Below are 26,969 nucleotides of genomic sequence, written 5' to 3'. Positions count from 1 at the left end.
AGCGTGCATGGGATACGTGGACTCGGCGGTGCCGCCGGCAATGCGCCCTGTTACCGACGTGGCAAAACGCGCCCGCAATATAAACGCACTTCACTGCAGATGTCTTTAACTCCTTCTTCGATACAGAAGCAACTTCAGACATTAAGCCATCTGATGGGGGCAGTGTTTTTGGCAAGGGCGACGGTCCTTCGGACCGTCTACACAAGAGATTTTCCAGTAACCGGACGACCAGTCGGGGCCTTAAATTACCTAGGCTGTTCGGTACGGGCGTAAGGCCGATTTGAAGGGGCCGCAGCAAGAGCGCCCCGGGATGCGTTAGAGCCACGCTAACTCTGAGCGTGATGGAGGCGACTCACCACGCAGCGTCGAATGATGCACGCGTGGCCGTCGGCATATGTCGTTATTCATCTACCGTTTCGGACCGTCGGACTCAAAGCGCGCGCGATTTCGTTCAATGGTCGCTTCGCTAGGAGGATAGTCCGAGCGGCTGGTCGGAACGAGGCCGGCTCTTTGGGCTTCAATCAATTCCTGCATGACTTGGGCGCGTGTTTTGCCCCGAGCTGCCACCGGCATATCAGTCGCTTGGGCACTGCCGTCTGCGACGGAATTGTCACGTGACGCCGCATGAGTCGTTGCGGGAGGGAAGTCATGCCCGGCGTCGGCAAACGAGCTACTCGCTACTGCGGCCAGCGTCACAAACAGCGAAACATATCGAAATTTCATTGGGACTCCATAGGTACATTACGCGTCATCAGTGTTGACGAACAGCGCCATTCTGGATGGGCGCCCCTGAACGTCCCGTGACGACCGCGTGAAATATTCGTCATCTATTGCGCACGGGCGCACGGGATGCTGACCGTCACTCGCTGTACTGGGATGCAGACACACATAGTCATGGCCTTATGACGGAGGACGCCGTGGAGAATCGTAAAAGGAAGGAAGCAAGAGGGGCTGAAGCCTGCCAAGGATTCGCGGGCCGAGTGTTGCGTGCCGCTATCACGGCCGGTTCGGCCTTGGCAGTGTTCACTGCCATACCCGCATATGCGGACGAACCGGGTCGCGGGCTGACGGCGAACTTCGAAGTAGCGCTGATGGAGACAATCATTGACCACCATTTCTCCGCGCTGCGGATGACTGAACTCGCCGCCGGCACGGATGCGCGAAGGAACGGTAACTTATCTCCCAATGAAGGAACGTCGCCTTCCCCGGGCTTTCCGCCGACGCAAGCTAAGGCCACTATCGATGAAATCAAGTCGAATGCGCGGATGGAAAACCGTACACAACGCGAGCAGATTATCCAGTTGCAATCGCTTTTGCGCGACTGGTATGGAATCAACTATCAGCCCCAATTGCGGCCGCAGCAAGAGGCAGCCATCGGGATACTTGAGCATGCGCAGCCGGGAAAGGCGTTCGACAGGGCCTATCTCGAGGTCTTCTCCCATCACCATTATCAGCTCTTCAAGCCATTGAACGGATGCATGACTGGAGTAGACCGGCGCCACGGCCAGCTCATTCGCCTCTGCAATCAAATGTGGCACGCCCAGACGAGTGCGGTCGATGAGATGAGGCAACTGCTAGAGAGGAACTTCGGTATAGGCGACTATCAACCGTTCTCCGATACAAGCCCGTTGCAACCTGAGGGTGGAAGTCTGCGTGGTCAGCACAGCGGCGGTTAGCGGAGCGACCGACCCAGCACCTTGAGGTTTCCAAGGGTCCCGCCATTCATCGTCTGCGGGAGCTTCGGTCCGCTCAGCGAAAGCCGAGCGGACATGAGATGCTTAGGCCATCGCCCGACACTCTTTAGCGCACGCGCGGCATGCTTCAGCGCATTGCTTGCAGTGCTCGTGTTCGTGTTTCCCACACTCCGCAGCGCAAGCTTCACATAGCGATGCGCAAAGCCCGCATATGTCCTTGGCGTGCCGACTGCCCCGCGCCATCGCTGCGGAAGCGAGCCGACAGACATCCGCGCAATCCATGTCCTGCCTAATGCATTCGGCCATTTCAGAGACGTTGCTTTCTGAAAGGCAGGCAGTTGCACAATTGTCACATGCTGCGGCGCAAGCATCGCAAGCGTCGATACATGACTGATGCTGTTGATGAGCCATATTGTCCTCCTTGAACAATGACTGCTGGATGAGCCAGCCAAGGAGTTGCGCATGCAACGTGCCCAAGAAAAAAAGCCCGCGGATTGCGCGGGCCAAAAAGACAGTCCTACTGTGACGCGGCTAAACGCTACGGATTCACCAGCAGGACCATCCGCGTGGACGAACAATGTGAAGGCGTTGATTACGCTGTGCCTGGCAACGGACTTGAAACAAGAACCGCCGCAGCGATGAGAACCGCCACCAGAACGATTGACTCGACATGCAACACCCGCGAAAAGCGCTTCAACGCGGGTTCAGCTGCACGCATGCTGTCTTGCTGGAGGGCGGCCAGCAGCCGAGGCATTTCGAAGAATCGATTGTGGCCACCCAGAGCGGCCGCGACCAGGACAAGGCCTAGCTTCAGCATGAGAATCTGCCCATAACCCGATGCGACAAAGCCTGCCGGGGTGTCCACACTGCGCAAGCCGTTATATGCGCCGGTCGCGAAGAGGACGAGCAGCGCAACCGTCGCGGTGTCAGACAGCGACTGAATGAACGACGCGCCGTTCTCGCGGTCCGTGTCGCCAGAGAGGAGGCGCGGAGCGACAACATAGCTGGTTGCGACGACAAGTCCAACCCAGACGCTAATGCTAAGAAGGTGAATCCAATCGGCCCAGACGGGCAGCGAGAAGAAGCCTGTCTCGACGGAGTGCCCTGTATTGCTTCTCCCGAGCGCGACCCCGGCAATACACAGCCAGGTGACCGGCATCAGTCGGCCGCGCGTCGATGTTGGCAAGGACAACAGAACCAAGGCACCGAGCGTGAGCAACGCACCAGCAAGCCACGCATGGCCATACCCGGTTTCCCTCAGCATCGAGTAGACCGCCGGTCCGGCTTCGGCAACTGTCGACTCGCTCATCAGTGCGCAGTGAGTCCAGAAAGCCGCAATACTGGACAGTAGCGATGCGAAGCTTGCTAGCCGAGCGGTCAGCATCAGCCGTTTGCTCACGCTTGCCTGCCAGTGCGACGTCCTCCGGACAAGCCACCTGTCACATATGAGTGCACCGACCAGCGCCGCGAAGCTTATGTTCTGTAGGGCGACCAGCGTCAGTCGTAGCACGCCGAGGAAACCGTCGTTCATCACTTCACCGTGAAAGTGTAGGTGCCCTTGGTCTTGTGGGAGTCGCTCGTCATTACGCCCCACTGCACGGTGTACAAGCCCGAATCAAGTTTCGGCAAGGAGATTTTGAGCACCCGCGGGTTCGTCGAGTCGACCGTCGCCTTCTCTTTCGTCGCCGGTGCACCAGCCGCGTTCAAGACCTTGATGGTGCTGAATGAGGACTCGATGTTTTCGTTAAACGTCAGGCGCAACGCGTCGGGCGTGGCATCGACCGTGCTGCCTGCGGCTGGCGTTGCGCTTTCGAGCTTGCCATGGGCCGACGCAGCAACGGGTAAGAGGCCCAGTGCAACCGTCGCCAATAGAGGCGCGAGGCCCTTGTTAATCCTGTTTTTCATGCTTGCCTTCCAGAGCGATGTCGGTTATTGCGTAGTGGTTCATTGTTACTGCTTCTGCAGCTTCGTGACCGTAAGAGCGCCATTTACCTCTTCGGCAACAAAATCAATCTTGTCACCCACGTTCACCTGCGACAGCATCGCCGGGTCTTTCACCTTGAAGGCCATGGTCATGCCTTCCATGCCGAGGTTCTCGAGCGGGCCATGCTTGATAGTCAGCTTGGCGGCGGCGTTGTCTATCTTCTTCACCTCGCCATGCGACATGCTGTTCTTCGCGTCACCGCTTTGCTGGGCGCCGCTCGTCATGTTCATGTTGCTCATATCGCCCGCCGCATACGCGCTCGCGGACAGCGCTGCCGCGCAACCAAAGACCATCGAAGCAATTGCGTTTTTCATCAATTTCTCTCCATCAGTTAAACGAACATCCAGCCGTGCGCCTGCACGGCATTTCCTAAATCAGCCTTCCGGCAGGTCGCCGGTGTACTCGTATGCGACGGTGCCCTTGGGGTGCTTGAACCAGCCCGGGTCCCGGTAATCGTTTCTGCCAAGGCCTTGCCGCACCTTGACGACAGTGAACATCCCGCCCATTTCTAACGGACCGAACGGACCACTGCCAGTCATCATCGGCAGCGTGTTGTCGGGAAGGGGCATTTCCATTTCCCCCATCGCCCCGCCCGTGCTGCCCATGGCCATGTAGTCGGGAACGAGCTTGTTGATGCGCTTGGCCAGGTCTTTCTGAGGCACGCCAATCATGTTCGGCACCTGATGCCCCATTGCATTCATCGTGTGATGGGACTTGTGGCAATGAAATGCCCAATCACCTGGACGGTTCGCCGTGAACTCGATTGCGCGCATCTGTCCCACAGCGACATCAGCGGTAACTTCTGGCCAACGCGCGGCTTGCGGTATCCAGCCGCCATCCGTGCCGGCGACCTCGAAGCTGTAGCCATGCAAGTGAATCGGGTGGTTTGTCATCGTCAGGTTGCCGAAGCGGATGCGCACTCGGTCACCCGCACGAACAGGCATGGGGTCGATTCCCGGAAAGACCCTGGAATTGAAGGTCCACATATTGAAGTCCGTCATCTCGTTGACGCGCGGTGTGAAGCTGCCGGGGTCAATGTCGTAGGCGGCGAGCAGAAAGACGAAGTCGCGGTCCACAGGCATGACATTGCGGTCCTTCGGATGCACGATGAAAGTGCCCATCATGCCCATGGCCATTTGAACCATTTCATCGGCATGGGGGTGATACATGAAGGTGCCGTGCTTCTCGAGTTGGAACTCGTAGACGAACGTCTTGCCTGGCGGAATATGGGGCTGTGTCAGTCCGCCAACCCCGTCCATCCCAGAAGGCAGCAGCATCCCGTGCCAATGAACGGTCGTGTGTTCGGGCAGCTTGTTGGTCACAAAGATGCGTACCTTGTCTCCCTCGACTGCTTCGATAGTCGGGCCGGGCGTCTGACCGTTGTAGCCCCAAAGGTTCGCGTTCATGCCAGGCGCCATCTCGCGTACCACCGGCTCTGCAATGAGGTGGAACTCCTTCCATCCGTTCTTCATGCGCCATGGCAGCGACCATCCATTCAGCGTCGCGACTGGCGTGTATGGACGCCCGTTGGGTGGTGCGAGAGGCGGCTGCGTGACGGCGTTACCCATCGTTGGCGCTTCGGGCAGCGACGCCGCGCCGGCCTTGCTCACGAGGGCTGCACCTAGCAAGGCAGCGCCGGAACCGCCGAGAAAAGTTCGACGAGAGACCATCTTCATTTACCTTCAGTATGTGTTTGCGGCACCGACTGCGCCGCGGACGCCGGCGACGGCGCGCCTTCGGCTGGTCCGTGTGATGCGGCATCCGTATCGTGCGTAGCTGGCGCTCGCACCGCTGGGTTCGGGGTTGGCGGAAGTCGTCCGCCCAGCGACTGCTGTAGGTCGGTTTCAGCAAGCCAATAGTCTTTCAGTGCGTCGATGTAGCCGTTGACCGCACTGACCTGGTCGCGCGAGTCGGAGAGCAATTCGAAAACGCTTGCAAGCATGCCGTTGTAGCGAAGCAGCATCTCATCAGAGATGGTCTTGCGCACAGGGACGACCTCGTCACGGTAGTGCTTGGCGACGTCGTAGCTGGTCACGTAGGCGGAGTACGATTCGCGGACTTCCGACCTAGCGTCAATGGCTGTCTGTGCGAGGCGGTCGGCCGACTGCATGTAGATGGCTTCCGCGCGTGCCACCTTTGCGCTACCCCAGTCGAAGATGGGAATCTCAACGCTTATTTCGTATCCACGCTCTTTGCCCTTGTCGGTTTCGAAGTTGTTCTGGTATCCGACCTCCAACGCATTGACGAACCGAGTCGCCTTGCCCAGACCCAGCGATGTCGCGAGCCCTTGCACTTGGAGCTTCCTCGCCTGAATGTCTAGGCGGTTCTGCATCGCGAAGGTCTCGAGCTCATTCAACTGAGGCCTGTCTTTCGGCAGTTCCGGCAAGCGGTCGGGGAGCTGATACTGCGCGCCGGAACCCCAAAGGCCCATCGCGCGGGTGAGCTTTTCGCGCGCGGAAATTTTCTGCTGTCGAGCCTTGCCCAACTGTGCAGCGGATTCGGCATAGAAGGCTTGCTCTCGCGCGTAGTCGAGCTTGCTGAAGTTGCCCGCCTGGCGCATGCGCGAGGCGAGCTCAGCGCCAGCCTCGGCAGAATCCTTGACTTGCTCGGCGTACGTTGCGGCCTGTTCTGCAGCGACAGCGTTGACGTATGCCTTACGCGCGTCAGCCGCCACACTCAGCATGGTGTTCGCGGTCTCGAGCTTTGTCTGCTCGAACCGACGGCTTTCGATACGCGAAGCGACAGGGAGTGTCAGCACACCGAGAACCGCCATTGAGAACGTTCGGCCGATGCCAATTCCATCGCTCCAATGTGTCCTGCTGAAGGTAAAGCTTGGATTGGGTAGGCGGCCCGCTTGGACTAGGTCGGCTTCGGAAATGCCAAGCTCGCCATACGCGGCTTGGAGCCCACGATTGTTGAGCAGCGCAACCTGCACGGCGTCGTCCATTCCAAGCGGTTTGGCGAGAAGCTCCTGCGTACGCTTATACGCAGCGTCCCGGTCTTCATCGGTCTTGATGTAGACAGCATCCTTGCCAAGACGGTCGGACGCGACCGAGGAGACGCTGCTGAAGCCGCCATCTTTCGAAAAAGTGGTGCACCCAGCGAGAAATACCGCAGCGATTGCAACGCAAGTTGCACGGGTATGTGCAAGATGTCGCGTCATTTCGTGTGGCTCCCGTGCCGGTGTGTATTTGCCTCGGCGGGAGCGGCTGTGGTAGGCGCGGAGTGTTGCATCGCGCCGTTGCGCTTAGGGGCAACGTCACGGTTCAGTTGTTGCCAGCTCGGGCTTTCGCCGTCTTTGAAAGATGCGTACTTATCGAACGCCGACGGTACTTCGATTGCCGGTGCCGACGCGCTAGCATCGGTAGGGTCGGGGATTGTCGACGTGGCTGCCTGAGCAAGCGACGGCAACGTGCAAGCGGCTACGAACGCCGCAAGGAGTTTTCGCATGAATTGTTCTCGTCATGAATCGTCAAAGTCGGTGGTCGACTCGGACTAATGCCTGCCGCAGCTGGATGCTGCGAGTTTGCGGACTAGACGAGACGCGGCCTGGGCGGTCGCTCGATGCCGCCAGTCAGAAACGAAACGACCGGAAGCGGCATTGACGGAAGAACGATGGTATGGGCAATCTCAGTGAAGTTGGACGGCGCCGAGACCCCGACAGCGGCCGCGCCGAAACAGCAAGACGCGCAGCTCGAGCAGGCGTGATGATGGCCGTGCGAGCCGGTTGATTGACCGGTCGCGTGCGTCCCCTGAGCCTCTACAATCTTGTCATCGCCCGTGATGCTTGCCGAATGATGGTGGTGGGTGTGAGATGACGCATTGCTTCCATGAGCTACCCCGAGGCCGCAAATCATCGACGCGGCCGCGAACGACTGAGCTGGAAGGCTCAGCGCCAAGACGACAACGAGGATGAATTTGCGCCAATAGGGCATGGCTCTGGAACCTAGCATACGGTTGAGAATTGTAAGCCGCAGTCGCCTAACTGACTAGCTGAAACGGCGAAGCAAGGTTACCGCTCTGCGCCTGACAGTAAGATGCGCGCGACATGACAGTTTTTTCATCTTCAACATGAAAATTTTTTCATCTTCCCGTCATCCGCCGCGCATGAACAACCCGGTAAGCTGCAAGACGAAGCCAATGGCTCCAGTCGTCAATCACCGTAGACCATGCGCATTCTGCTAATAGAAGACGAGCCGAAGATGACGTCCTATCTTCGGAAGGGGCTTACTGAGGCCAGCTATACCGTCTACATTGCTGACAATGGAGAAGACGGTCTCTTTCTCGCGCTCAACGAGGACTTCGACCTTATCGTCCTGGACATCATGCTGCCCGGTATCGATGGCCTGAAGGTCCTGAAGGGACTGCGCAAGCAGAAAGAAACGCCTGTGTTGCTGCTGACAGCGCGCGACACGGTCGATGACAAAGTCGAGGGACTAGAAGCCGGCGCCGACGACTATCTACCCAAGCCCTTCGCGTACGCCGAGCTACTGGCGCGCATACGTTCCCTGCTTCGCCGCGCACCTCGCGCAGTGAAGGACATTCTCCGCATCGGAGACCTCGAAGTCGACCTTATCAAGCGGCGCGTGCGACGCGGGGATGCCCGGCTGGAATTGACTGCGCAGGAGTTCGCGTTGCTCCAACTTCTCGCCGAGCGGCAGGGGGAAGTCCTGACGCGACAGTTCATCACCTCCCAAATCTGGGATATGAACTTCGACAGCGATACGAACGTCGTCGATGCTGCAGTTAAGCGCTTGCGCGCCAAAATCGATAACACATATAGCAACAAGCTCCTGCACACCGTACGGGGCATGGGTTACGTACTCGAGGACCGGTCGTGAACAACCCTGCGCCCGACAAGTCGCCATATCTGCTGCTTCTGCGATTGGCGGGCGCGTTTGCAGTAGCCGCACTCCTCGTATTTTCCTTGATGGGGGCGTACCTCTACCGCTCGCTCGCCCATGAACTCGAACGGCGCGACGATGTGGAAATAGCTGGAAAGCTGGCCCAGTTCCGGCAGTTAATTACAGAGGCTGGCGCATTCGACGCTGTGCGTCGCGACCAGTCCGTGTTTCATGAAGTTCTCCTGTCACACCCCGGCGTGTACCTAGCCGTCCTCGGGGAACGCGGGGAAGTGTTAGCGCAGCACGGACTGACCACAGGGGTGGATTTTCAGACCCTTCTGCGCCAGGACCACTCGCCGAGCGTCCCATACAGCTGCGACTCTGCCGCAATAGGACAGGCGCGCTGCGTGGCGGCAGCACAGAAGCTTCGCTCAGGCGAGGTCGCGCAGATTTTGCTTTCGCGCAGCGCGGCAGACAGGCAATCGCTTCTCAAGAGCTACCGAATTGACATCTTGCTAGCCGTAGCAATCGGTTCCTTGCTTGTCGGCGCTCTCGGCTACCTAATCACAAGGCGCGGGCTTGTACCGGTAAAAGACATCGGTCGGCAAGCGTCCCGAATTGAAGCTCACAACCTGAGCGAAAGGCTCGACATCGAGGGCGGACCTGTCGAACTCCAGGAGATAGCAACTTCCGTAAATCGAATGCTTGACCGACTCGAGCGGGCGTTCGTTCGTCTGTCGCAGTTCTCCTCGGACCTCGCGCATGACATGCGCACACCGCTTGCAACGTTGCTGAGTGCATCGCAGATAACGCTTTCGCGAACGAGAACCATCGAAGAGTACGAAGCGCTCATCGAGTCGAACATAGAAGAGTACGAACGCCTGCAGCGCATGATTGAGAACATGCTCTTTCTCGCTCGAACCGACAACGCACACCCGTTGCTCAATGCGTCGACAATCGACGCGAAGAGCGAACTTGGGCGGCTGGCATCCTACTTCCAAGGACTCGCGGAAGAATCGGACATTGTTATCAACGTCGAAGGTAACGCCGCAGTGGAAGCGGACACCAACCTCTTTCGTCGCGCCGTCAGCAATCTCATTTCGAATGCTCTGCAACACGCAGTTCCGGGCTCGACCGTAGAGCTGCGTGCTATCGAGACCTCACAACACGCGTCCATTGAGGTCGTGAACGCCGGGAAAGACATTGCGCCCGAACATCTGCCGAAAATTTTCGAGCGGTTCTACAGAGCCGACGCGTCGAGGCACGGGTCGGCTAAAAACACCGGGCTGGGACTCGCGATAGTGAAGTCGATTATGCAGCTGCATCGCGGCACCGTCGACGTCCAGAGCGCGGCGGGCCGAACTTCATTCTTGCTGCACTTTCCCCGAGCCCAAACGAAATCGGAAAGAACGCAGCCGACTTAACGTTCCCACGATGGGACGGTTGAAACTCCGGTGACTACATTTCTCTTCTTGGAGACGACGATGAAGTTCTATGTCAAGGAAATAGCATGCGGCGGCTGCGCCCAGACTGTCCGCAGGGCCATCGCACAGGTGGACGACGTCGCGCAAGTGAATGTCGACGTCGCCTCGAAGACGGTCGAGGTCGAATCGACCGTGTCGGAGCAAATGATAAAAGATGCACTCGAATCAGCCGGCTACAGTGCGACCGAGGTTCGGGCATGAGCAGAACTGGACTACGGCGACCTACCGTTGCGCAACTTATCGGTGTTGCAGTGCTTTGGTTCGCACAGGCAACCGCGCATGCTGACGATGTCATCGTTCTGAATTCGGCCGATGCCAGCATCAGCGTCATTGACCAAGGCAGTCAAAAAGTCATCGATACGTACCCGGTCGGCAAGGAGCCGCACCACCTGATGGCGACGCCCGACAACCGGTCCTTGATTGTCGCCAATTCTGTGGCGAACAACCTAGTTCTGCTGGACCCAAAGAGCGGGAAAGTTCAGAGGTGGATTCCAAACATCGAAGACCCGTATCAACTCGGTTTCTCGAGCGACCGACAGTGGTTTGTCACGAACGGATTGCGGCTCGACCGCGTCGACATCTACCGGTACGACGGCAAGGATTTTTCGTTGGCGAAGAGAGTTCCTCTCGCGAAGATGCCGAGCCATATGATTTTTACGGCCGACAGCAAAATCGCTTTTGTTACTCTCCAGGAGTCCGGCGAAGTGGCGGCCATTGACCTCGCTACGCAGACGGTGCTTTGGAAAATGCCCGTCGGCAAGGCACCTGCTGGCCTTTGGCTCACGCCCGGCGACAAGTATCTGCTCATCGGCATGACCGGTGCGGACTATGTGGCAGTGGTCGACTGGCGCGAGCGCAAAATCGTCAAGACCATCCACACCGACAAAGGCGCGCACAATTTTCGGTCCCTTGCCGACGGTCACCACGTCCTTGTGAGCAATCGCGTGGGCAGCACCATCAGCATCCTCGACCAGGACAACCTGACGACTGTCGGAACCATTACCGGATTGTTGCCAGGGCCCGACGACATGGAGCTGAGCCAGGACAAGCGGTATCTGTGGGTCACGTTCCGTTTCACACGCTATGTAGGGGTCGTCGATATGAAAACGTTGAAACTCTTGAACACTATAAAGGTAGGCAAGTCGCCGCACGGCATTTACTTCTACAACCGCGCACCGCTAATGTGAAGAGGCGCTATGGCGGTCAGACGAGTTGTCTTCTTTGACGGCCGCAGTGAGAACCACTGACGTCTGACGCTCGTTGGTCCGCAAGATACAGATGAAATCCAGTAATTCCATTGACAAACGTCGCGGTAGCTAAAGGGCCGGACGCTGGAAATATTCACAAGCAGCATACCTAGCCGATTGACAGCAGTTGCCGCGGAGCTGAGCGATGTCGGCGACTTTTCAACGTACGCAGTTTGCCGCAAGAAGGGAGATGATATGAAAACGCGCGTATTGGCTGCACATTTCGTCGTCAGTGCCGTGACGGCAATCAGTTTTGTTGGGACGACATACGCCCAGGAGGGTGCGTCGATGCCAGGTATGAACATGGGCGATTCGGGGAGCTCCAGCGCAGGAGGTTCCACGCAGGCGTTCCAGTCAGCCGACAAGAAAATGATGCAGCAAATGCAGTCTCAAGCCTACACCGGTGATGCTGACAAAGACTTCGTCGAACGCATGATTCCGCACCACCAGGGTGCCATTGACATGGCTGAGGTCGAGTTGAATTATGGAAAGGACCCTCAACTTAGAAAGCTCGCGCGCGACATTGTGGGAGCACAGCGCCAAGAAATTTCGACCATGGAACGTTGGCAGTCCGAGCATGGCAGCAAGTAATGCCAGTACGGTCCAAAGCAAAATTGTTGAAGGCGACGGCCATTGAGACGCTCTGCGGCGAACCGGGCCCTTTCGGCCCGGCCACTGCGTGTCCCTATCCGTAAGGACCGTTACGTCCTGTGTCTTGACGCGGCGCTCCCAGAGTCCCTCGGCGATTTATCGAGGAATTGCGCACGCAGCAGCGTGCGGAACGGAACGAGGAGACGTTCCTGAAAGTACACCGCCGCGATAACCGTGACCAAAAGGTACAGCGGATACGTGGCCATACTGGGCACGACTTGCTTCGACGCTGAGACGCACGCCGAGAAATTAGACATACACCATAGAGGCGACTCCCCTAGGGAGAAGAGCTTCAGTGCCTTCATCATTATGAAGAAGACTGGCACGTGAATAGCGAAGATTGAAAGCGCTGCATTCCCCAGCCGCACGCAACTTCCCTCGAAACGTTTGGGCACCGCGAGGTCGGTGCAAACGATGACGAGCAACATCTCAGCCGGCATCAGGCCGCCATTGTGGATGATGTAGCGCAGACTAAGGGGGCCATGGGACTCCAGCCATGCACAGGTCACGAACGAGCCGGCAATGAAAAGCATCGCAAGAGCGACCTTGCGCCGACGGTCGAGGACTTGAGCGAACTGCGCTTCCCGGTAAATGCCGAAGAGCAAGATTCCGGCGAGGAATTCGGGCAACCGCATAATGGGATTTCGCGTGATGACGCCAACGGCAACCGGGCCGTACCACTGCATCGTGGCGGCAATTACCGGAGGGACGAGATAAAGCACCCATAGGACAGGGAGCAGCCGCTCTTTATGGCCGGCCTTGAGAAGCCGTGGACCGAGGACTGGGAATGCAATGTAGAAGAACAACAGAGTCGAGAGAGACCAGGAGGGAGGATTGATTGACGCATACAACGGATTCCAGACCTGAAGCAAGAACAGATTCAGCAAAAAATTGAATGTCGCCGCGACATGTCCGAGCGTTACGACAGGGTCCCCGTCGTCCAGCGACATAAGCGAGAAAGTGTCCAGTGTTCTAGTTCCGGCCGCTGAGACTACAAGAAGTAGAGCCAGCGAAACAAGGTGAACCGGGTATAAGTTCGACAGACGCTTCACAAGAAAGTCACGCGTCCCTCCTCTTAGCTCCGCAGTGCGGCCAAAGTACACATGCGAGAGAATGAATCCGGAAAGGATAAAAAAGGTACTTGTGGCGAACCCGCCAAGGTTTGTCAGCTCCATCAGAGGAAGGTCTACGTTCTGCGGATACTCGCGTATCGTATGAAAGACCATCAGATAGACGGCTAGGCCAAATCGGAGGAGGTCCAGGCCAACAAACTTCTTCATCACGTCTCCTGCTGTAGCGGTAAGCGGCGTCACGCATTGGTGACCTGCTACGAACAGCCATTGAACGTCTGCGCGCTCGGCGTAGCCGACGTTCGTGCTTTCGTAAGCCGCGTTCAATTGGTGCATCGGGTCAGGGAATGAAAAGGCACGTCGCACGCCGTCTTTGCGGTCACACTGTTCGACGCCCACTTACTTCTGACACACGAATGTTGCCGCGAGCGCCGTCCAGCCAATGGCGCCTCGAAGACGCCTTTGGTACGCTGAGGTGGAAGCCGCCGACGTGCGTGTGCACGCATGGCTTGCCGCCCCGATGAAGCGGTACAACTCGCGGAAGACCAGCAGCTCGGAATTACTAGCGTGGTGGCCGCTCTATGCCGCCCGTAATGAACGAGACGGTCTGGTTCGTAGGGCTTGCAGACGCGGCTGGGCGAAGAAAGCCGCGAGTGCCGATGGACGTCTCGTTGCCCGGCAGAACTGCACTGAGGCACGACAGCTCGCAGGGGCAGGACTTAGCGCGGCACGTACCGCAATGACTGTTCGAACTGAGAGCTGCCCGAAACCTTTGAACTGAAGGATGCGCAGGCTTGCCGTTTTCCGCTGGGAAGTTGCTGCCCATTTCAATTGAGGTCGACGCGCCGCATCCAACATATCCCCACGTCAAAACTGCGGCCGACGATGACTGAGCCACCAAGTGCTACTAAGAAGAACGCAGCTAGTCGGCGCCACTTTGACATGATTGAGAAGCCCAATGCTCAGCTTATTGGATACGAGGTTCGGGGGAGACGCACTTGTGCCTCTTATCCCACATCTAGCGATGCCAACCTTCTCGGAACTACACACGGACAGGATAAACGAGAATGTAACGCTTAATGCGTACGCATCGCGAGATTCTAGGTATTGGCGCTTCTGTCGGCACCGGGAGTTTGTTGGGTAAGGCGAATGAATCGCCCATTCAATAGGTCCAGCCTAGGGCCCGACTCACCATTGCATAAACGCTACTCATTCTTGGGTGGCCACCTCTCGCATCCGAAATAACCACGCGCGACGGAATGGGACTTCGCCGAGAGGGAGTTAGCTCTTTTGGGACATATCGGTACCGGCGATGGCCGAGGTGATATGGCCGCTTATTGAGTTGACTAAGGTCAACCAGTTGTGCGCATGCGTCGGTACGATGGGACGAACTAGAGCGCGCACCGGAGCGGCGCGACCTATCTGCTAAGTCGTCGACGGAAAGGTGCCCTATGCCAGACAACCTGCGATTTCTAAGCGCGACGCGACGAGTTGCTCGGATGGGATGGAACACTGCGCTCTTCGCGCTGATTTTAGGGCTGGCCGGATGCGGCTACAACTCGATTCAAGCCGAAGATGAACAGGTGAAAGCGAGCTGGGCGGAAGTTCTAAACCAGTATCAACGGCGCGCTGATTTGGTGCCCAATCTGGTCAGCACGGTTAAGGGATACGCCAATCAAGAAAGAGAAGTCCTGACGAGGGTCACGGAAGCCCGCTCAAGGGTTGGCTCGACTCAGGCGACCCCAGAGGTGCTCTCGGACCCACAAGCGTTTGCACGATTCGAGTCGGCGCAGGGTCAACTCACCTCGTCGCTGTCTCGCCTGCTGGTGGTGTCGGAGAACTACCCGCAACTGAAGTCGGACGCGAACTTCCGCGACTTGCAGGCGCAGCTCGAAGGAACTGAGAATCGCATCGCCGTGGCACGCAACCGATACATCAAGTCGGTTCAGCAGTACAACTCGACTGTACGGTCGTTTCCCAACAACCTGACAGCCAAAGCCTTTGGTTATCAGCAGAAGCCGAATTTTTCTGTCGCGAACGACGCGGAAATCACGAAGCCGCCTCGCGTCGATTTTGGTGCAACGCCTGCGTCTGCCAGCGGAGTCAACAATTGAAGGTCTTTGGTGCGCTTCTTGTACTCGTCGTTGCAGCACTGACTTTTTCCGGGGCGGACGCGTATGCCGACGTTCCCGTGCCGCCGCTGACTGCGCGGGTTATCGATGAAACGGGGACGCTTACGGGTGAGCAGCGGTCGTCGCTCGAACAGACCTTGAAAGACTTCGAAGCCCGCAAAGGACCTCAAATTTCGGTGCTTATCGTCCCCACCACGCAGCCTGAGACAATCGAGCAGTATTCGATGCGGGTGGTCGAAAAGTGGAAGCTGGGCCGTGCAAAGGTTGACGACGGCGCAACGCTGATTGTGGCGAAAGAGGACCGCGCGCTCCGCATCGAAGTGGGATACGGCCTGGAAGGCATACTGACCGATGCGACCAGCAATCGAATTATCCACGACACGATTGTCCCTAGGTTCAAACAAGGCGACTTCTATGGGGGCATCGCCGCTGGAGTGGCTGGAATCATCCGTGTCGTAAGCGGAGAGCCGCTCCCCGCACCAGCGCAACGTCGAGGGAAAGCAAACGGCATAGGACAGCTCTTGCCGCTATTGTTCGTAATGGCCGTTGTCGCAGGCGGTGTGCTGCGTGCCATGCTTGGTCGGCTACCCGGTGCCGTTGTAACTGGCGGCATCGTGGGCGTACTGGCTTGGTTCCTTTCGGGCGCGGTCATCTTGGCCATCATCGCCGGGGGAATCGCGCTGGTATTCACCCTCGTTGGCAGCGGCATAGGCGCATACGGAGGCGGCCGATATATCGGCGGGCGGTCGGGCGGCGTAGGAGGTCGCTCTAGTCGCGACATCTTCAGAGGCGGCGGCGGCGGGTTCGGCGGCGGTGGCGCGTCCGGGAGGTGGTGATTTTGGACCTGAAGCGCATTGTCCGGCATCTCTTGATGACCCAGCGGCAGCTCAATGCGGCGTTTCCCGTTCAAGCGCTCGCGGTCATCGAAGATGCCATTCAAGAAAGTCACAAAGCCCATGTTGGTCAGGTGAGGTTTGTGGTGGAAGGTGCGCTACATAGTTCGGCCCTGTTCGAAGGACAGACGGCGCGCGAACGTGCTATCGATGTGTTCTCCCAACTCCGTGTCTGGGATACGGAGCACAATAACGGAGTTCTGATTTACCTTCTGCTAGCGGACCGCGACGTTGAAATCGTCGCGGACCGAGGAATGCATCTGAGAGTCTCAGGTGGAGAATGGGAAGCAATCTGTCAAAAGATGGAATCGGAGTTTCGGCTCAACAAATTCCAATCCGGTGCCGTGCAAGGGGTCGAGCAAGTTACCGCGCTCCTTAGGACGCACTTTCCGGCGCTTCCGCCGCCGCTGGAAGACTTGCCCTCTGCGCCGGTCATCCTCTGACTTTCGGGCGCGTCGCTCGGCTTGATACCTTCACGGCACGCGAAATTCGGCAAACGCATAGACACGATGCGCACCGCTCCTTCGAGCAATAACCAAACTGCGAATGTCACGACAGACGCCGCAACGTCTGCGGGCGCTGTGCCTCGGTAATGGTTTTCGTCCGCCAATTCAATATTGATGCACTGCCTTTTGGAATGCCGTCCTAATCACTACGCCGCTTTAACAAGCGAATCAGCACTGTCTTCTTTAGGGCAGTTGGTGCCGTAGCTCGCGGCTAGCGATGTCGTCGATATGTCGAAAAGCGCTGGCCACCTTCTGAATCTCTTGAGGGTCGATGCCGAAACCGTCGAACGCGTCGCGCCATTGACTGACCACCTCCCAAACGTCGGCGATAAGCTCGCACGCGAATTTCTTCGAGAGCGGAAAAGCATCATGGTCGGTCAACGCATTGTCCAGCGTCGCCAGTCGTCCGCTTTTTCCAACGGAGAGATGTTGAAATCGCTCCGTAGCGATGCTGGGTTGCGGAGTCAGGTCGTAAGCTGGGCTCAACCGCCAGCTAGCGACGTCGGCGTCCCATAAGAATCCAAAATTCCTGAGGTGGTCGTCGCTATTGCTGACAAGGATGTTGAAGACCATGCGTTTGAACAGTTCAGCGGCGCCATCGTACGCAAAAGGCGCCCGGCAGTGCCTCTGCATGCAGGCTACGAGATTTGCGTACGACATGTATCGTGATTCCCACTCGTCACATGCCATCAAAGTGAGCGCGCTCACGAATGGGACGCGTTGCTCCATCGCTCCAGCGGCGGCATCGCCTCGCACGAACCTGCTGTCACCCTTAGGTGTCTTATCGCCGGGAACCCGCCAGTAACGGTCGAATCGACGGATGAGCAGGACACTGCGGTCGTTGACGCGAACGAGCCGGACTGCTGGCACCCGCAACCCGGCTTTTTCAGCGAGCCGCAGGGTCGCGTATTCAATCCCGGGGACGTCGAAACGGTCGCTTGCGCTCGAGAGCTTCGCGAGTTGCAATGTCCCACGCTCATCGCGGACCGATGCTTTCGGGCGAGCACCACCAAGGCAAGCTCCTTGAACGAAGATGCCAGTGAGGTGAGCAGGTAGAGCAATGCCGCGGTCTATCCGGTCAGCCGCTTCGACGATGTCGGACAAGGTTTCCCAACTGTCCGGAGCGGTCATCGGCGCGGCTGACGCTTTCGCCCGTATGTCGAGCGCACCGACTCGGTTGCTTCCTGCGGGCAGCAGATATTGTGACTCCTTCAAGCCATTAAGGGGCGCTCCAAGCTTCGCCTCGATTACTCTCCGGCCCCACGCATCGGGCGTTGCGTCTCGGACGGCACCGAAAAATGGCAGGCCGTTGACTGGAATCAGGGGGCTCGCGCTAGGCCTCCAACTCTTCACTGGAAGGCTAACCGGGTCGACGCTGAACGCGTTGCTGCGTTGGAGGTACGCTCGGGCGTATTCAAAACTGGATGAGACTGAATCCGAACCGTTCTCGACGAGCGATAGGTGGCCGCACGGAAACCACGACCCGTCCACGTTTGCCAACACGGAGAAATGAGAGATTGCGGCTGTCATGGGAGGATGGTGGTGAAGTCAGTTGCCGGCGAACGCGCGGGCATAGCGCATCGCTGCGCGAAACCCGACTGCGCGGCGCATCACCTGCAGGAGCGTCCGACTTCCCAGACTCTCGAACCGGTACACCAGTTCGAAATAGGCACCCCACGCGTCGTCCGTCGGCTTCATCGCGCCACAAACTCGCGCCAGCCGCGTCCCGAGCCTGTCGTTTCGCGCGAAGAACGCTGGATAATAGCGGGCGCGACCGATGACGATTGCAAACATGGTTCCGTGTTTCACTCGCCGACGGAGGGTCGTTCTCGAGATGCCAGCGCGCCGACAAAGGTCCGCTACGGTCAAAACCTGCCTCTTGCGAACAAGTCGGCGACGCGTCCGCCGTATTACCCTCATTTCGTCAGGGTCGGGAGAGTCCGAGAGGTCGTACATAGCTTCGTCTGCAAATCGTGTGAGCGCGACATCCCTGCGAGCGACTGGAATTTCCACAGTCACATACTCTGCGACTGCGCTCGGATTCGTGACTATGACGCGCTCGGTACGGTTGTCGCGTTGTTCAGCGCAGCGCTCGGCGAGGGACTCGACCATGTCCACCACGTCGTCGATTCTGAGAAACGGGCTGAACTTGGTTTTCGACTCCGCCCACATTGCAAGAACGAGCAGCGGCTCGTGCTGAAACAGATGGAGGCCGAGCGCCGCACATGCTTCGCTAACGACGATAACGGCTCGTTGTATCGAACTGAGATGGTTGCGCGGCGACTCCCGAATTTCCACGATTTCATCGCACAAGAGGCGCAACGCCTTGTATGTCGACAGCGCACGCTCGCCATCAGAACATTGTGGGTCACCCGCCCGGGTCATCAATGAAAGATAGCGCTCGTTCATAGGTGCTTCGCTGCTCCTTGCGCTACCGTTTCGCGAGCGCGGTGAACACGGCATCCGCCGCCTCAACCACGGTCGGATGGCCGCCCGGCGTGTCGACTTTGATGGCGAGCGGAGGTTCGCTCTGCACCGTTACCGAGATTCGTATGTCTGCTTCATCGATGCTGCAGACGATTCTGGCCTCAAGCACTGCGCCGGTTTGCCCAGCCGTGTGTCGTTCAACGAGGAGAACCATCGTCTTTCGCGCGCGAGGAATTGTATCTGGGTACTGGTAGCCCGGACTCTGAATCGCGCGCAGTGCGCGTGCCCATAACGGGCGTCGCGGGTCGATTTCAACTGCGCATTCGTACAGCGGCTCGGCGGTTGATGGGCGTTCAGGCGGACGGCCGTCGTAGACCTTGACCATGGTTCGGCTGAACTCAGTCGCCCACGCTCGAGCAAATCGCCGCAGCCTCTTGTAATCAACGTCGTCGTCGAGCATGTCGACTGGGATGTTGTCCCCAAGCGCGCCGCACTCTCGGGTAAGGAAGTCAAACCGCGACGCGGGCGGCGCCGGCATGATTATCTTCGCGACTTGCCAGAGACGTTTCAAATTAAGATGTGCGTCGCAGAAAAGCGCCGGGTAGACCGATTCACCGTCGACGTCGAGCGTGAACAAGCGCCCATCGTTGAGCATGGCCGCCAGCCGCTTCTTGCTCACACCTAGCGTCGTTCGGAAATCTTTTTCTGGAAGGAGTTCTCCTTTCAACAGCATCTGCCGACGAAACTCGGCAGCTTCCTCTCGAACCCTCGACATCGAGAGCAGGCCTTTCGGAGCAGGCTCTTCATTCAGGTCGAGGTTGTTACCGGCAATCAGCAAGACCACCCGTTCGACAAACGCTTCATCAGTGGCTTCGTCGAAGTTCGTTGACGGCCCCGCACCTGAGTGGAAGAAGTCGTCGACCGCGCCGTGCTCTCGATGTTGGCGCTCGTGTATCCATGGCAGTCTGGGCACAATGACGGTGCGAAGAATCTCGGCGCCCGTTGCATCACGATGCGCCGGCAACAGCAAGACCGTCGCCCTCGGTGCGGCGCGGCTGAGCTGTTCGAGCAGTTGTCTGACGTTCATGCTTGTTGCTCACGCACTGGCAGACAAGAATCAGCGGCGGGCTGTGCTGCTGCAGGCAGCAGCACAGCCGCGCGAAATGACATATAGGTTCTCATTGCCCCTCCTGGCCTTCACGCCATGGATGGACCGGCCGCGGGGGAAGCTCTTCACGGCCAACCATGGCGACGGTGAGTCCGCGTGCAACGAGGTCCCACACACTGCCGGCAAATCTTGGATAGTCGCTGAGCTGCCCGAGCCATTTTGGCTCGCTAGAGCCTTCCTTCACTTCGACAAGATAGTTCCCGTACGCGGCGTCGCCGCCGACGTTAATGATTCGCGTCTCACCTAGTGTCCGACGCTCTTTCTCGCTTCCCTGAGGGAGCAACTCGACGGTAATCAGAAGCACGGTGCCCGCCGGTCGCTTTTGGATTGGCGAGTACTCGTGATGCCCCCTCGATAGTGCGTCTCAGACTGTGACCACTAGCCCAGGGTCGAACGCTTTGTTCTCGAACTCGAGATTTCCATCGCGCCGCGGCTTCGGGTATCCGCGCGGATTGCAGACTACACGGCAGTGACCGACAACGTAGTCCGACGACGAGTGCAGATGACCGTGGACCCAAAGGTCGACGCCCCGCATGAGCTCTGACAGGTCGCTGACGAATGCTGCATTTAGCGGGTCGCCTGCGTATTGCGGGTCGGTGGAGCGGGGATGCGGTGCGTGATGAGTTACTACCACTGTGCGTCCGGCGAAGGGCCTCGCTATCTCTGCTTCCAACCATGCCCGCGACTTCCGGTGTATCGCCAGTGAGTAAGCGGGCGAGAATGCACCTCGATGACCGAGCCTGTATAAGCTGTACTCCGGCATTTGTGCCTCGGCTGCTTTCATAGCAGCAGTAGGCGCCCCGTACAAATCAAAATCGGTCCAAAGGCAGCAGCCCAAAATTCGGAGGTCTCCACACTCATAGGTCGTCTGCTCTAGAAAGATGACGCTCGTTCCAGATGCTTGCATCATCATTGAGCGGTTAAGGTCCAGGAGGTGCCCGCCTCGAGCTTCGTGGTTGCCGTGAACAAGCAGAACAGGCTTTGGCCAACTTGCAAAGCGCCGAACAGCATCTGCCGACCGGGAGATGTCGCCCGCCAAGATGAGCATGTCGGCGGATGCAACTGGCGACAGCATGGCGGCATTCCGTGCTTCGGGGGATAGCCCTTCAAAATGCAGGTCGCTCGCAATCTGAAACTTCACGATGCCCTCGTTACCAGGCTAGAAGGGTTCGCAACCGTTGAACCAGCCACGTGGTTTCCGACGGTGTAGTCCAATCGTTCTCTTGCACCGCGACCCTCACACGCCTGAGCACTTCTTCATGTGAGTGCTGTGCGGCGTCCCTTAGAGCGACATCGCGGAGCTGATGTGCGAGGTCCTCGCACAATTCGTAGCGCTCTTGTCGTACCTCGTCGGACGAGCTCTCGCGGTACAAGCCATCCGAGCAAAGGATTAGGCAGCGTTTGGGCTGCGCCCCGGACACGACGCCACCAGCGGTGCGGGGAAAATCTGCAGGAACATCAGGCATCAGGAGCTCCTCAGGTGGTATGCGGCGAACAACCGGAGGCGGTCGACGAGGGCGAGCGCGGCAGCTACCGAGAGAGGGGGAGTTTCAGGCGTCTCATCTTGCATTAACCACTGAGCAAGGCCAATGAGCGCGTCGACATCTCTGGGCGTTGCTCGGAGCACGCGAAGCATGTCGCCAATCAGATTTACGTCGATGTCTTGAGGAACCAGTCGGGAGTCATCCTTGCCCGCAATGACAAGGAGCAGCAGATATATGGACTCAAACGCGGCGCGCAGCCGGGTGCGTGTTGACAGCTCCTGATTCCGAGCATGACAACGGTACGCATCCGCCATGACGCCTCGCGCTTGCGCCATGAAGTCATCGTGGTGGCTAGCCATTTCATGCTCCCAAGAAAGATGCGGTGGACGGAATGGTCAGTTTTTGTGTTAAAGGCATGCCCAAAAGGCCTCTAAACTCGGGTCATGGGTTGGCATGGTTTGGGTGCCCATTACCAGCCGAGCAGGCGCCGCATCCGGCTGATGACCCAGTCGAGCTCGGCCGCGGTGACCCAAGAGCGGCGACGTAACGCTGCCCGGATTCGAGTAAGTGCTTCATCGTGCGAGCGACGATATGCATCTCGAATCGCAAGGTGGCAGAGCGCCCGCGCTAGGTCTTCGCAAAGCTCCCAGCGCTCGGCCTGGTCGTCGTCGCTGAATGGGACTGTGTAGATTTCGCACGGCGGTGGGCAGCACGGCAACGCATCTGCTCTCAGGAGAACACGTTGGACGAAGTTGCAACGCGGGAAATCGTTCGGAATTTGACGCATGGTAGGCGACCTCCAGACAGGCACGACGATTCAAGCAGGCTTGAGTCACTGGTTCCTTGGATACAGGCGGCGGGAAGCAACTTTCTCGCTACCGCTAAGCGCGACGGCGAGTGCGCGAATCGTGAGGCCCCATACGGTCGAGGAGGCGAATTGCGGATGGTCCGTCAGTTCTCCGCGAGCGATGATGTTTCCGGCGTAATCGAGGACATCCACTGAGTAAGCGCCGAACCCAGCGTCCCCGCCGATGTTGATGATTCGTGCCTCCCCCAGTACGCGTCTGTCGTCTGTTGCGCCGTGAGGTAACTTCTCGATAGTGACGATGAGCATCGCGACCTCCTCAGGTGAGCTCGCATTGACGGGCTGCCTCGGCGGCTGCCGACAGGATTTCCTCCCCGCCCAGCAGGACACTGGATAGGCTGTGAGCGACGACGGCCCAAACGCTCGCGTCGTCACGACCATCGGTGTTAAGAAAAGCCGTCGTTTCCAGTTCGCCTCTTCCATCGAAGACGCGCACTTCGCTTGAGCGGCATCGCCGCCAGCCGTGCACTCGGCGGATGTCGGCGTAGGCCAACACATCGACGACTTCGTGGTCCATCGAAGCGCGCATGATGGTGACTCTGAGCATGGCAACCCCCGTATCTTTGGAGATGCGCGGAACTGCACGACCCGCGCGGGTTGATGCATCGGAAGACGCTTACTGAAGCGACGCGCCTGACGCTTTCTCAAGTCGTGCTCGCAAGACCGCAGTTGCGCGATAGGAACGAACGGATTCGAGTGTGACCGTGAGCCTGCCCTGAGCGCTTCCGATTGCGCGCGCGAGGCGCCGGTCGAGCAAGAGGCGATAGACAGAATCAATACTACAGGCAAGGACTTCAGCCGCTTCCTTGACCGAAAGGCCCACCTCCTCTCCGCCGCGCTCCATCTGCCTCAGGACCCTTCTCACGATTTTTCCTGCATCGTGGATGTCGAAGTTGGACGCGAGCGGCAGCAGGAAGCTGTGCCCATCAGCGGTCACGGCAATCGTGGTACCTCTGTCAGCTACGGTCAGCAAAACGCGCTTCTCAACCGTCTTCCGTCCGCGCGGCTCTGTCTTGCAGACAAAGAGCGTCGCGCGGCCAATCACCACGCCCCTTTGAAAAGATTCGTTACGACCAACAGCGCGACTCGCGCGCGACCAGGTCGGGTAGCGAGGGTCGATTTCACCGAACGCTTGGAACAACGGCGCCTCGCGCCAGTGTTCAGCTTCGCGGTGACCGTCGAGCAGGAGCACCGTGGTGCGAGACCACTCCGCCGCCCACGCGCGAGCGGCTGAGAGAAGGCGACGATATGCCTCTTCGTCTGAAAGGAGGTCGAGGGCGCTCCCGTTCCAAAGGGACTCGCGGATACCCATCAGAAACGCCAAACGACTCTCGGCATGGGCAGGCTGGATGAGCTCGCAGATGCTCCACAAGCGAGCGCGAAATTTTGATTGGACATCAAGGATGGCCGGAATATACGGCGTGTCATCGACATCTATTGAGAACAGGCGGCCCTTATTGAGTAACCGTTCGATGTCTTGCCGGGGACGACGCAGGCGAACACCCATCTCTTCCACGGAAATCAACTCCCCGCAGCGAACGGCTGCGCGCCTTGCTTCCTCCAAAGCAACAGCTTGAGCAGATTCGGTAACGCGCATATCGCCTCCTGTAGACAAGTGGATGTTATGAGCGCGGCTGGCGTGCTCGAACGTTGCAACAAGTGGGTTAGCCTTGGTTTCGACCTGGTCCGGAGTCTGATTATGGTTACTGCAGATTCAGAAAATTTCGGGTGCCGAGAAGCGTGCGCTCCGCAAGTTCAACAACGTAAGCCAACGAGCAGGGCATAGGAGCAGTAGGGGCGAGGGCGTCTGCCATTGCTGAGTCTGCAATTTCATGAGCTGGTCCTCGTTTGACGCGTTTATGGCATCAAACGCATTCGTGACTAACCGTACGTCCGGAACGAACTCATTAGCAATCGCCTCAATCTCGAGGCCGACCTTGAGAAAGCTGAGGTAGCTCGCGTTGAATGTGCAGCGAAGTTGCGTTTCTTCTGAGACGTTGGTAACCGCGGCGTCCTCGATAAACGAGTCCTCAGCATTCAGAACTGAGCGTTGTCTATCTCGCTTGCTCATCTGAGCCTCCTCGCATGGGAGACTTCGAAGGTGCGGAGGCCATGACCGTTGATGTCCGGCGAGTCGATGCGTGCGCGTTGCGCGACGGTCGTTCCGACTGTAACGTTCCCCGCGACATAAGCGGTACGACAGCGCCGTCAGATAAATTCACTCCGTTCAGCAGGTGCAACGCGGCGGTTCTGACCAAGTCCCAGTGAATGGGGACCTCGGCCTCGACCAGAGTGGTCAAGAAACGCTTGCTCTCCGCCGACATCGACTTCTCGGGCATCGCGGAGGACTGGCCATACTCACATACCCGGTCGATGTCTTCCAGAAGAATGGGAGTAACGTCCAAGTAAGGCAGCAAGTCGTGGTGTGCAACCCATGTTCGCCATTGAGGGTCCAATCCTTCGACAGAAGACGTCTCGCAACAGTCGGAATTGGGCGAAAACGGGGCGAGCAATAAGGCTCGCTCGTCGCAGGTGTGAATGACCCGGCAGGCGAGGTCAATACACTCAAGAGCAGAGGTAACGCGCTGCTCTCCGGTCGAAACATCCATACCGACGACGCGCAGACGAGCGTCACCGCATTTCATCAAGCGCCATTCGCTCAAGCCCAAAGTGGCCCACTCTGAGTGGCCCTTACTGCGGGACGAAACTCTATATGGCACAGTCACGGTCGCCTCCTTCAAAGTTTCAGGGACGTTAGCTTGTGACTTTTAGGATTACTTGACGCCAAGCAGACTACGCTGGCGGTGAGGTGCGACAGGGTCGCAAGGAGCGGAAATGGGAGATGCTGAAACCGAGCTAAATTGCTCGCTTTCAGCATAGGACGCCTTCACTCGAAATCCAAGAAATTTATTGGTCAGATGTTTTCGGCGATTGGCTTCGTTGAGCCAGGCTCTCACGCGCAGCTGCGTCAAGCTCCTCCATGTCGATGTAGCGTTCGAGACTTGGAGAACGCACAGCGCACAAGCATTCCAGTAGTAGCGCCAATTGCAAGTCGCCTGATTCGAACACTCGTCGTAAGGTCCTCGCGGTGATACGCCTTCCGGACGACTGTCGAAGTTTCCTCGCGAGTTGAACAAAGTCGTCGTTCACGCGGCTCATCTCGCGTAGCGCTATGTCTGCCGCACTGACTCTGTAGAAGAACTCGCTAGCATAGGCCAGCTTCAACCCTCCTTCCAATCTATCTGATGGCGGCAAGTCCTGAATCTGCTTCAATAGGTGGAGCGCGGTCGGGTCGGATAAAAGACTGTCGTCTAGAGAGTCGAGTGTTGCCGGCACACTCGCGAATGCAATCACGGACGACATCCTGTCCACGGCATACTTCCCCGCCCGTTCCCAACCTGGCGGCATCTTGGCCCCCGTATATTTCAGAGCATGAAGGAACATCGTGAGCGTGACCGTACCTCGACGAAGTAGATTGCGAAACGAGTCCTTCCCATCTGTACCTTCCTTTCCCCCTACAACGGCCTGAAGGTACTTCGCGAAATCCTCTTGCTTCACCCTCTTGTGCGACAGCACGTCTTTCACTATCTGCCCTGCATGCTGATGCCATTTGTCGACCACGGTGAGTTGTCCTTGACCGGTTCGCCGGATGTTCTAAGATTCAGAAGAGAGCTTTTCGGCTCGCGCGAAATCTAAAACCGCTCTCGAGACCGTCCTCCTCATCGCGATACAAATCTACGTCTACACGTCACTCAACGAGTGAGTATTTGATATTTGTCCGCGTGAAGAAGAAATCTCTAAGACGTGATTTTGCACCAACTTCACAAGTTATCGCTTTAAATTTTCTTCTATTTCAGAGGTGCTCGGTCGCAGGTTTTGATTGCAAGTTTCCGCCTCACATACCTTTGAATGCATCAGCTCGACAGCTCTAGATAGCAACACCGTTGAAGCCGAGTCGTCGTTACCTTATTTGCGCATTCATCGCAACAAGCAGGTACTGGTACCCACTTTTAGAAGTTGAGATGTGAATGAGAGTGCGGCGACACCGCGCCATTCTTAATGCGGTTGTGGCCTTCGAAGGTGGGACTGAAGGCGGATACGTCGTATCCCTTAAGTGCTACGCAACTGGACCAACCAAAACACCTACGGTCGCATAACGGCATAGCGCCGTTATGCGACCGTGGGCGCCGTCTGCGAAAGCAAAGGCCCTATCTAGCTTACATCTCTAATAACTAAGGAATACGTATTTCATGTTAGACACTTGTTAATCGGTTAGCATAGCTAAAGTTTGTAAAGCGAGCGGAATGTATCGAAGAATAACGCCTGGGTCAATTTTTAGAGCCACGGAGAGATAAGAATTTCTCTTTATCGTGCATTTTTGCTTTAGAGATAGATGGTTAGCCGCGGTTGAGTCGTCTAAAAGTAAGCGATCCACGAACGACGCCCCTCAGAGTAAGATGGTAGAGCGCGTGATGTGTGATAGCGAAGTGGGTCAGCGGAGATCTGCGGGCATCTTCCAG

The 26,969-nt window shown here is 57.8% G+C and carries 27 protein-coding genes; 9 read left to right on the top strand and 18 right to left on the bottom strand.

All coding sequences use genetic code 11. The features are described from left to right. Window positions 1-408: 408 nt before the first annotated feature. Window positions 409-723: a DUF4148 domain-containing protein gene (locus tag QCE49_RS12665; protein ID WP_175940542.1), complete on the bottom strand. Its 315-nt coding sequence runs from the start codon at window positions 721-723 to the stop codon at window positions 409-411. Between the two features lie 194 nt (window positions 724-917). Between QCE49_RS12665 and QCE49_RS12660 the strand changes: the two genes are divergently transcribed. Next, complete coding sequence (locus QCE49_RS12660) at window positions 918-1,676, top strand: DUF305 domain-containing protein (protein WP_238551406.1); 759 nt, start codon at window positions 918-920, stop codon at window positions 1,674-1,676. 102 nt (window positions 1,677-1,778) lie between these two features. On the opposite strand, the gene QCE49_RS34535 is transcribed toward QCE49_RS12660, so the two are convergent. From QCE49_RS34535 to QCE49_RS12630, 6 genes are all read right to left on the bottom strand, one after another. Beyond that, window positions 1,779-1,937 carry a four-helix bundle copper-binding protein gene (locus QCE49_RS34535; RefSeq protein WP_409017217.1) on the bottom strand — a complete coding sequence of 53 codons (159 nt, stop codon included), beginning with the start codon at window positions 1,935-1,937 and terminating at the stop codon, window positions 1,779-1,781. Window positions 1,938-2,286: 349 nt separating this feature from the next. Beyond that, window positions 2,287-3,225, bottom strand: coding sequence for a copper resistance D family protein (locus tag QCE49_RS12650; RefSeq protein WP_041730774.1), 939 nt, complete (start codon window positions 3,223-3,225; stop codon window positions 2,287-2,289). Then, the gene (gene copC, locus QCE49_RS12645; RefSeq protein ID WP_014192557.1) at window positions 3,225-3,599 is read right to left on the bottom strand and encodes a copper homeostasis periplasmic binding protein CopC; all 375 of its coding nucleotides are present in this window, start codon (window positions 3,597-3,599) and stop codon (window positions 3,225-3,227) included. Before copC ends, QCE49_RS12650 begins: the two co-directional genes overlap by 1 nt. Window positions 3,600-3,644: 45 nt before the next feature. Further along, complete coding sequence (locus QCE49_RS12640; protein ID WP_250457143.1) at window positions 3,645-3,992, bottom strand: copper-binding protein; 348 nt, start codon at window positions 3,990-3,992, stop codon at window positions 3,645-3,647. Between the two features lie 60 nt (window positions 3,993-4,052). Beyond that, complete coding sequence (locus QCE49_RS12635) at window positions 4,053-5,354, bottom strand: copper oxidase (protein WP_250457144.1); 1,302 nt, start codon at window positions 5,352-5,354, stop codon at window positions 4,053-4,055. Next, window positions 5,351-6,841, bottom strand: a complete 1,491-nt coding sequence (locus QCE49_RS12630) for a TolC family protein (RefSeq protein ID WP_250457145.1) — start codon at window positions 6,839-6,841, stop codon at window positions 5,351-5,353. Before QCE49_RS12630 ends, QCE49_RS12635 begins: the two co-directional genes overlap by 4 nt. 1,006 nt (window positions 6,842-7,847) lie before the next feature. Between QCE49_RS12630 and QCE49_RS12625 the strand changes: the two genes are divergently transcribed. The 5 genes from QCE49_RS12625 to QCE49_RS12605 all read left to right on the top strand — a co-directional run bounded on the left by QCE49_RS12625 (window position 7,848) and on the right by QCE49_RS12605 (window position 11,844). Beyond that, window positions 7,848-8,519 carry a heavy metal response regulator transcription factor gene (locus QCE49_RS12625; protein ID WP_250457146.1) on the top strand — a complete coding sequence of 224 codons (672 nt, stop codon included), beginning with the start codon at window positions 7,848-7,850 and terminating at the stop codon, window positions 8,517-8,519. After that, window positions 8,516-9,946, top strand: coding sequence for a heavy metal sensor histidine kinase (locus tag QCE49_RS12620; RefSeq protein ID WP_250457147.1), 1,431 nt, complete (start codon window positions 8,516-8,518; stop codon window positions 9,944-9,946). The genes QCE49_RS12625 and QCE49_RS12620 overlap by 4 nt, the downstream gene beginning before the upstream one ends. Window positions 9,947-10,006: 60 nt before the next feature. Then, the gene (locus QCE49_RS12615; protein ID WP_041730772.1) at window positions 10,007-10,207 is read left to right on the top strand and encodes a heavy-metal-associated domain-containing protein; all 201 of its coding nucleotides are present in this window, start codon (window positions 10,007-10,009) and stop codon (window positions 10,205-10,207) included. Beyond that, on the top strand, window positions 10,204-11,193 hold the full coding sequence (locus QCE49_RS12610) for a beta-propeller fold lactonase family protein (RefSeq protein WP_250457148.1): 990 nt from the start codon (window positions 10,204-10,206) through the stop codon (window positions 11,191-11,193). Before QCE49_RS12615 ends, QCE49_RS12610 begins: the two co-directional genes overlap by 4 nt. A gap of 255 nt (window positions 11,194-11,448) precedes the next feature. Continuing rightward, complete coding sequence (locus tag QCE49_RS12605; protein ID WP_250457149.1) at window positions 11,449-11,844, top strand: DUF305 domain-containing protein; 396 nt, start codon at window positions 11,449-11,451, stop codon at window positions 11,842-11,844. Between the two features lie 110 nt (window positions 11,845-11,954). On the opposite strand, the gene QCE49_RS12600 is transcribed toward QCE49_RS12605, so the two are convergent. After that, complete coding sequence (locus tag QCE49_RS12600; RefSeq protein ID WP_250457166.1) at window positions 11,955-13,184, bottom strand: acyltransferase; 1,230 nt, start codon at window positions 13,182-13,184, stop codon at window positions 11,955-11,957. A gap of 1,253 nt (window positions 13,185-14,437) precedes the next feature. Between QCE49_RS12600 and QCE49_RS12595 the strand changes: the two genes are divergently transcribed. From QCE49_RS12595 to QCE49_RS12585, 3 genes are read left to right on the top strand one after another with little or no spacing between them, the layout of a single operon-like run. After that, window positions 14,438-15,088, top strand: a complete 651-nt coding sequence (locus tag QCE49_RS12595) for a LemA family protein (protein WP_409017216.1) — start codon at window positions 14,438-14,440, stop codon at window positions 15,086-15,088. Window positions 15,089-15,126: 38 nt separating this feature from the next. Beyond that, window positions 15,127-15,942, top strand: a complete 816-nt coding sequence (locus QCE49_RS12590) for a YgcG family protein (RefSeq protein WP_250457168.1) — start codon at window positions 15,127-15,129, stop codon at window positions 15,940-15,942. Further along, window positions 15,939-16,442, top strand: coding sequence for a TPM domain-containing protein (locus tag QCE49_RS12585; protein WP_250457169.1), 504 nt, complete (start codon window positions 15,939-15,941; stop codon window positions 16,440-16,442). The genes QCE49_RS12590 and QCE49_RS12585 overlap by 4 nt, the downstream gene beginning before the upstream one ends. 246 nt (window positions 16,443-16,688) lie before the next feature. Here QCE49_RS12585 and QCE49_RS12580 read toward each other — a convergent pair whose 3' ends face one another. From QCE49_RS12580 to QCE49_RS12535, 10 genes are all read right to left on the bottom strand, one after another. Next, window positions 16,689-17,720, bottom strand: coding sequence for a type II toxin-antitoxin system HipA family toxin (locus QCE49_RS12580; protein ID WP_250457150.1), 1,032 nt, complete (start codon window positions 17,718-17,720; stop codon window positions 16,689-16,691). Window positions 17,721-18,053: 333 nt separating this feature from the next. After that, entirely contained in the window at window positions 18,054-18,914 is an 861-nt protein-coding gene (locus QCE49_RS12575) for a helix-turn-helix domain-containing protein (RefSeq protein WP_250457151.1), read from the bottom strand. Between the two features lie 22 nt (window positions 18,915-18,936). Beyond that, window positions 18,937-20,019, bottom strand: coding sequence for a hypothetical protein (locus QCE49_RS12570; protein ID WP_250457152.1), 1,083 nt, complete (start codon window positions 20,017-20,019; stop codon window positions 18,937-18,939). A gap of 445 nt (window positions 20,020-20,464) precedes the next feature. Then, a complete protein-coding gene (locus QCE49_RS12565) occupies window positions 20,465-21,241 on the bottom strand; it encodes a metallophosphoesterase (protein WP_250457153.1) in 777 nt (258 codons plus the stop codon). A 324-nt stretch (window positions 21,242-21,565) separates the two neighbouring features. Next, the gene (locus tag QCE49_RS12560) at window positions 21,566-21,943 is read right to left on the bottom strand and encodes a hypothetical protein (protein WP_250457154.1); all 378 of its coding nucleotides are present in this window, start codon (window positions 21,941-21,943) and stop codon (window positions 21,566-21,568) included. Between the two features lie 473 nt (window positions 21,944-22,416). Continuing rightward, the gene (locus QCE49_RS12555; RefSeq protein ID WP_250457155.1) at window positions 22,417-22,698 is read right to left on the bottom strand and encodes a hypothetical protein; all 282 of its coding nucleotides are present in this window, start codon (window positions 22,696-22,698) and stop codon (window positions 22,417-22,419) included. 10 nt (window positions 22,699-22,708) lie between these two features. Further along, the gene (locus tag QCE49_RS12550) at window positions 22,709-22,996 is read right to left on the bottom strand and encodes a hypothetical protein (RefSeq protein WP_250457156.1); all 288 of its coding nucleotides are present in this window, start codon (window positions 22,994-22,996) and stop codon (window positions 22,709-22,711) included. Between the two features lie 69 nt (window positions 22,997-23,065). Next, window positions 23,066-24,046 carry a hypothetical protein gene (locus QCE49_RS12545; RefSeq protein ID WP_250457157.1) on the bottom strand — a complete coding sequence of 327 codons (981 nt, stop codon included), beginning with the start codon at window positions 24,044-24,046 and terminating at the stop codon, window positions 23,066-23,068. Window positions 24,047-24,163: 117 nt separating this feature from the next. Further along, entirely contained in the window at window positions 24,164-24,520 is a 357-nt protein-coding gene (locus QCE49_RS12540) for a hypothetical protein (RefSeq protein ID WP_250457158.1), read from the bottom strand. An 836-nt stretch (window positions 24,521-25,356) separates the two neighbouring features. Then, window positions 25,357-26,070: a hypothetical protein gene (locus QCE49_RS12535; protein ID WP_250457159.1), complete on the bottom strand. Its 714-nt coding sequence runs from the start codon at window positions 26,068-26,070 to the stop codon at window positions 25,357-25,359. Window positions 26,071-26,969 lie beyond the last annotated feature (899 nt).

The sequence above is a fragment of the Caballeronia sp. LZ008 genome, assembly GCF_031451435.1.
In the GTDB taxonomy this organism is placed as follows: domain Bacteria; phylum Pseudomonadota; class Gammaproteobacteria; order Burkholderiales; family Burkholderiaceae; genus Caballeronia; species Caballeronia zhejiangensis.
Note: the sequence above shows the minus strand (reverse complement) of the source record. Positions and strands in the feature narration are given on the sequence as shown.

Bases quoted from the DNA above. Each gene is read 5' to 3' on its own strand.
- QCE49_RS12665 (WP_175940542.1), bottom strand. From the start codon at position 723: ATGAAATTTCGATATGTTTCGCTGTTTGTGACGCTGGCCGCAGTAGCG.
- QCE49_RS34535 (WP_409017217.1), bottom strand. From the start codon at position 1,937: ATGGCGCGGGGCAGTCGGCACGCCAAGGACATATGCGGGCTTTGCGCA.
- QCE49_RS12650 (WP_041730774.1), bottom strand. From the start codon at position 3,225: ATGAACGACGGTTTCCTCGGCGTGCTACGACTGACGCTGGTCGCCCTA.
- copC (WP_014192557.1), bottom strand. From the start codon at position 3,599: ATGAAAAACAGGATTAACAAGGGCCTCGCGCCTCTATTGGCGACGGTT.
- QCE49_RS12640 (WP_250457143.1), bottom strand. From the start codon at position 3,992: ATGAAAAACGCAATTGCTTCGATGGTCTTTGGTTGCGCGGCAGCGCTG.
- QCE49_RS12635 (WP_250457144.1), bottom strand. From the start codon at position 5,354: ATGAAGATGGTCTCTCGTCGAACTTTTCTCGGCGGTTCCGGCGCTGCC.
- QCE49_RS12630 (WP_250457145.1), bottom strand. From the start codon at position 6,841: ATGACGCGACATCTTGCACATACCCGTGCAACTTGCGTTGCAATCGCT.
- QCE49_RS12625 (WP_250457146.1), top strand. From the start codon at position 7,848: ATGCGCATTCTGCTAATAGAAGACGAGCCGAAGATGACGTCCTATCTT.
- QCE49_RS12615 (WP_041730772.1), top strand. From the start codon at position 10,007: ATGAAGTTCTATGTCAAGGAAATAGCATGCGGCGGCTGCGCCCAGACT.
- QCE49_RS12610 (WP_250457148.1), top strand. From the start codon at position 10,204: ATGAGCAGAACTGGACTACGGCGACCTACCGTTGCGCAACTTATCGGT.
- QCE49_RS12605 (WP_250457149.1), top strand. From the start codon at position 11,449: ATGAAAACGCGCGTATTGGCTGCACATTTCGTCGTCAGTGCCGTGACG.
- QCE49_RS12600 (WP_250457166.1), bottom strand. From the start codon at position 13,184: ATGAAGAAGTTTGTTGGCCTGGACCTCCTCCGATTTGGCCTAGCCGTC.
- QCE49_RS12575 (WP_250457151.1), bottom strand. From the start codon at position 18,914: ATGAACGAGCGCTATCTTTCATTGATGACCCGGGCGGGTGACCCACAA.
- QCE49_RS12570 (WP_250457152.1), bottom strand. From the start codon at position 20,019: ATGAACGTCAGACAACTGCTCGAACAGCTCAGCCGCGCCGCACCGAGG.
- QCE49_RS12560 (WP_250457154.1), bottom strand. From the start codon at position 21,943: ATGGCTAGCCACCACGATGACTTCATGGCGCAAGCGCGAGGCGTCATG.
- QCE49_RS12555 (WP_250457155.1), bottom strand. From the start codon at position 22,698: ATGCTCATCGTCACTATCGAGAAGTTACCTCACGGCGCAACAGACGAC.
- QCE49_RS12550 (WP_250457156.1), bottom strand. From the start codon at position 22,996: ATGCTCAGAGTCACCATCATGCGCGCTTCGATGGACCACGAAGTCGTC.
- QCE49_RS12545 (WP_250457157.1), bottom strand. From the start codon at position 24,046: ATGCGCGTTACCGAATCTGCTCAAGCTGTTGCTTTGGAGGAAGCAAGG.
- QCE49_RS12540 (WP_250457158.1), bottom strand. From the start codon at position 24,520: ATGAGCAAGCGAGATAGACAACGCTCAGTTCTGAATGCTGAGGACTCG.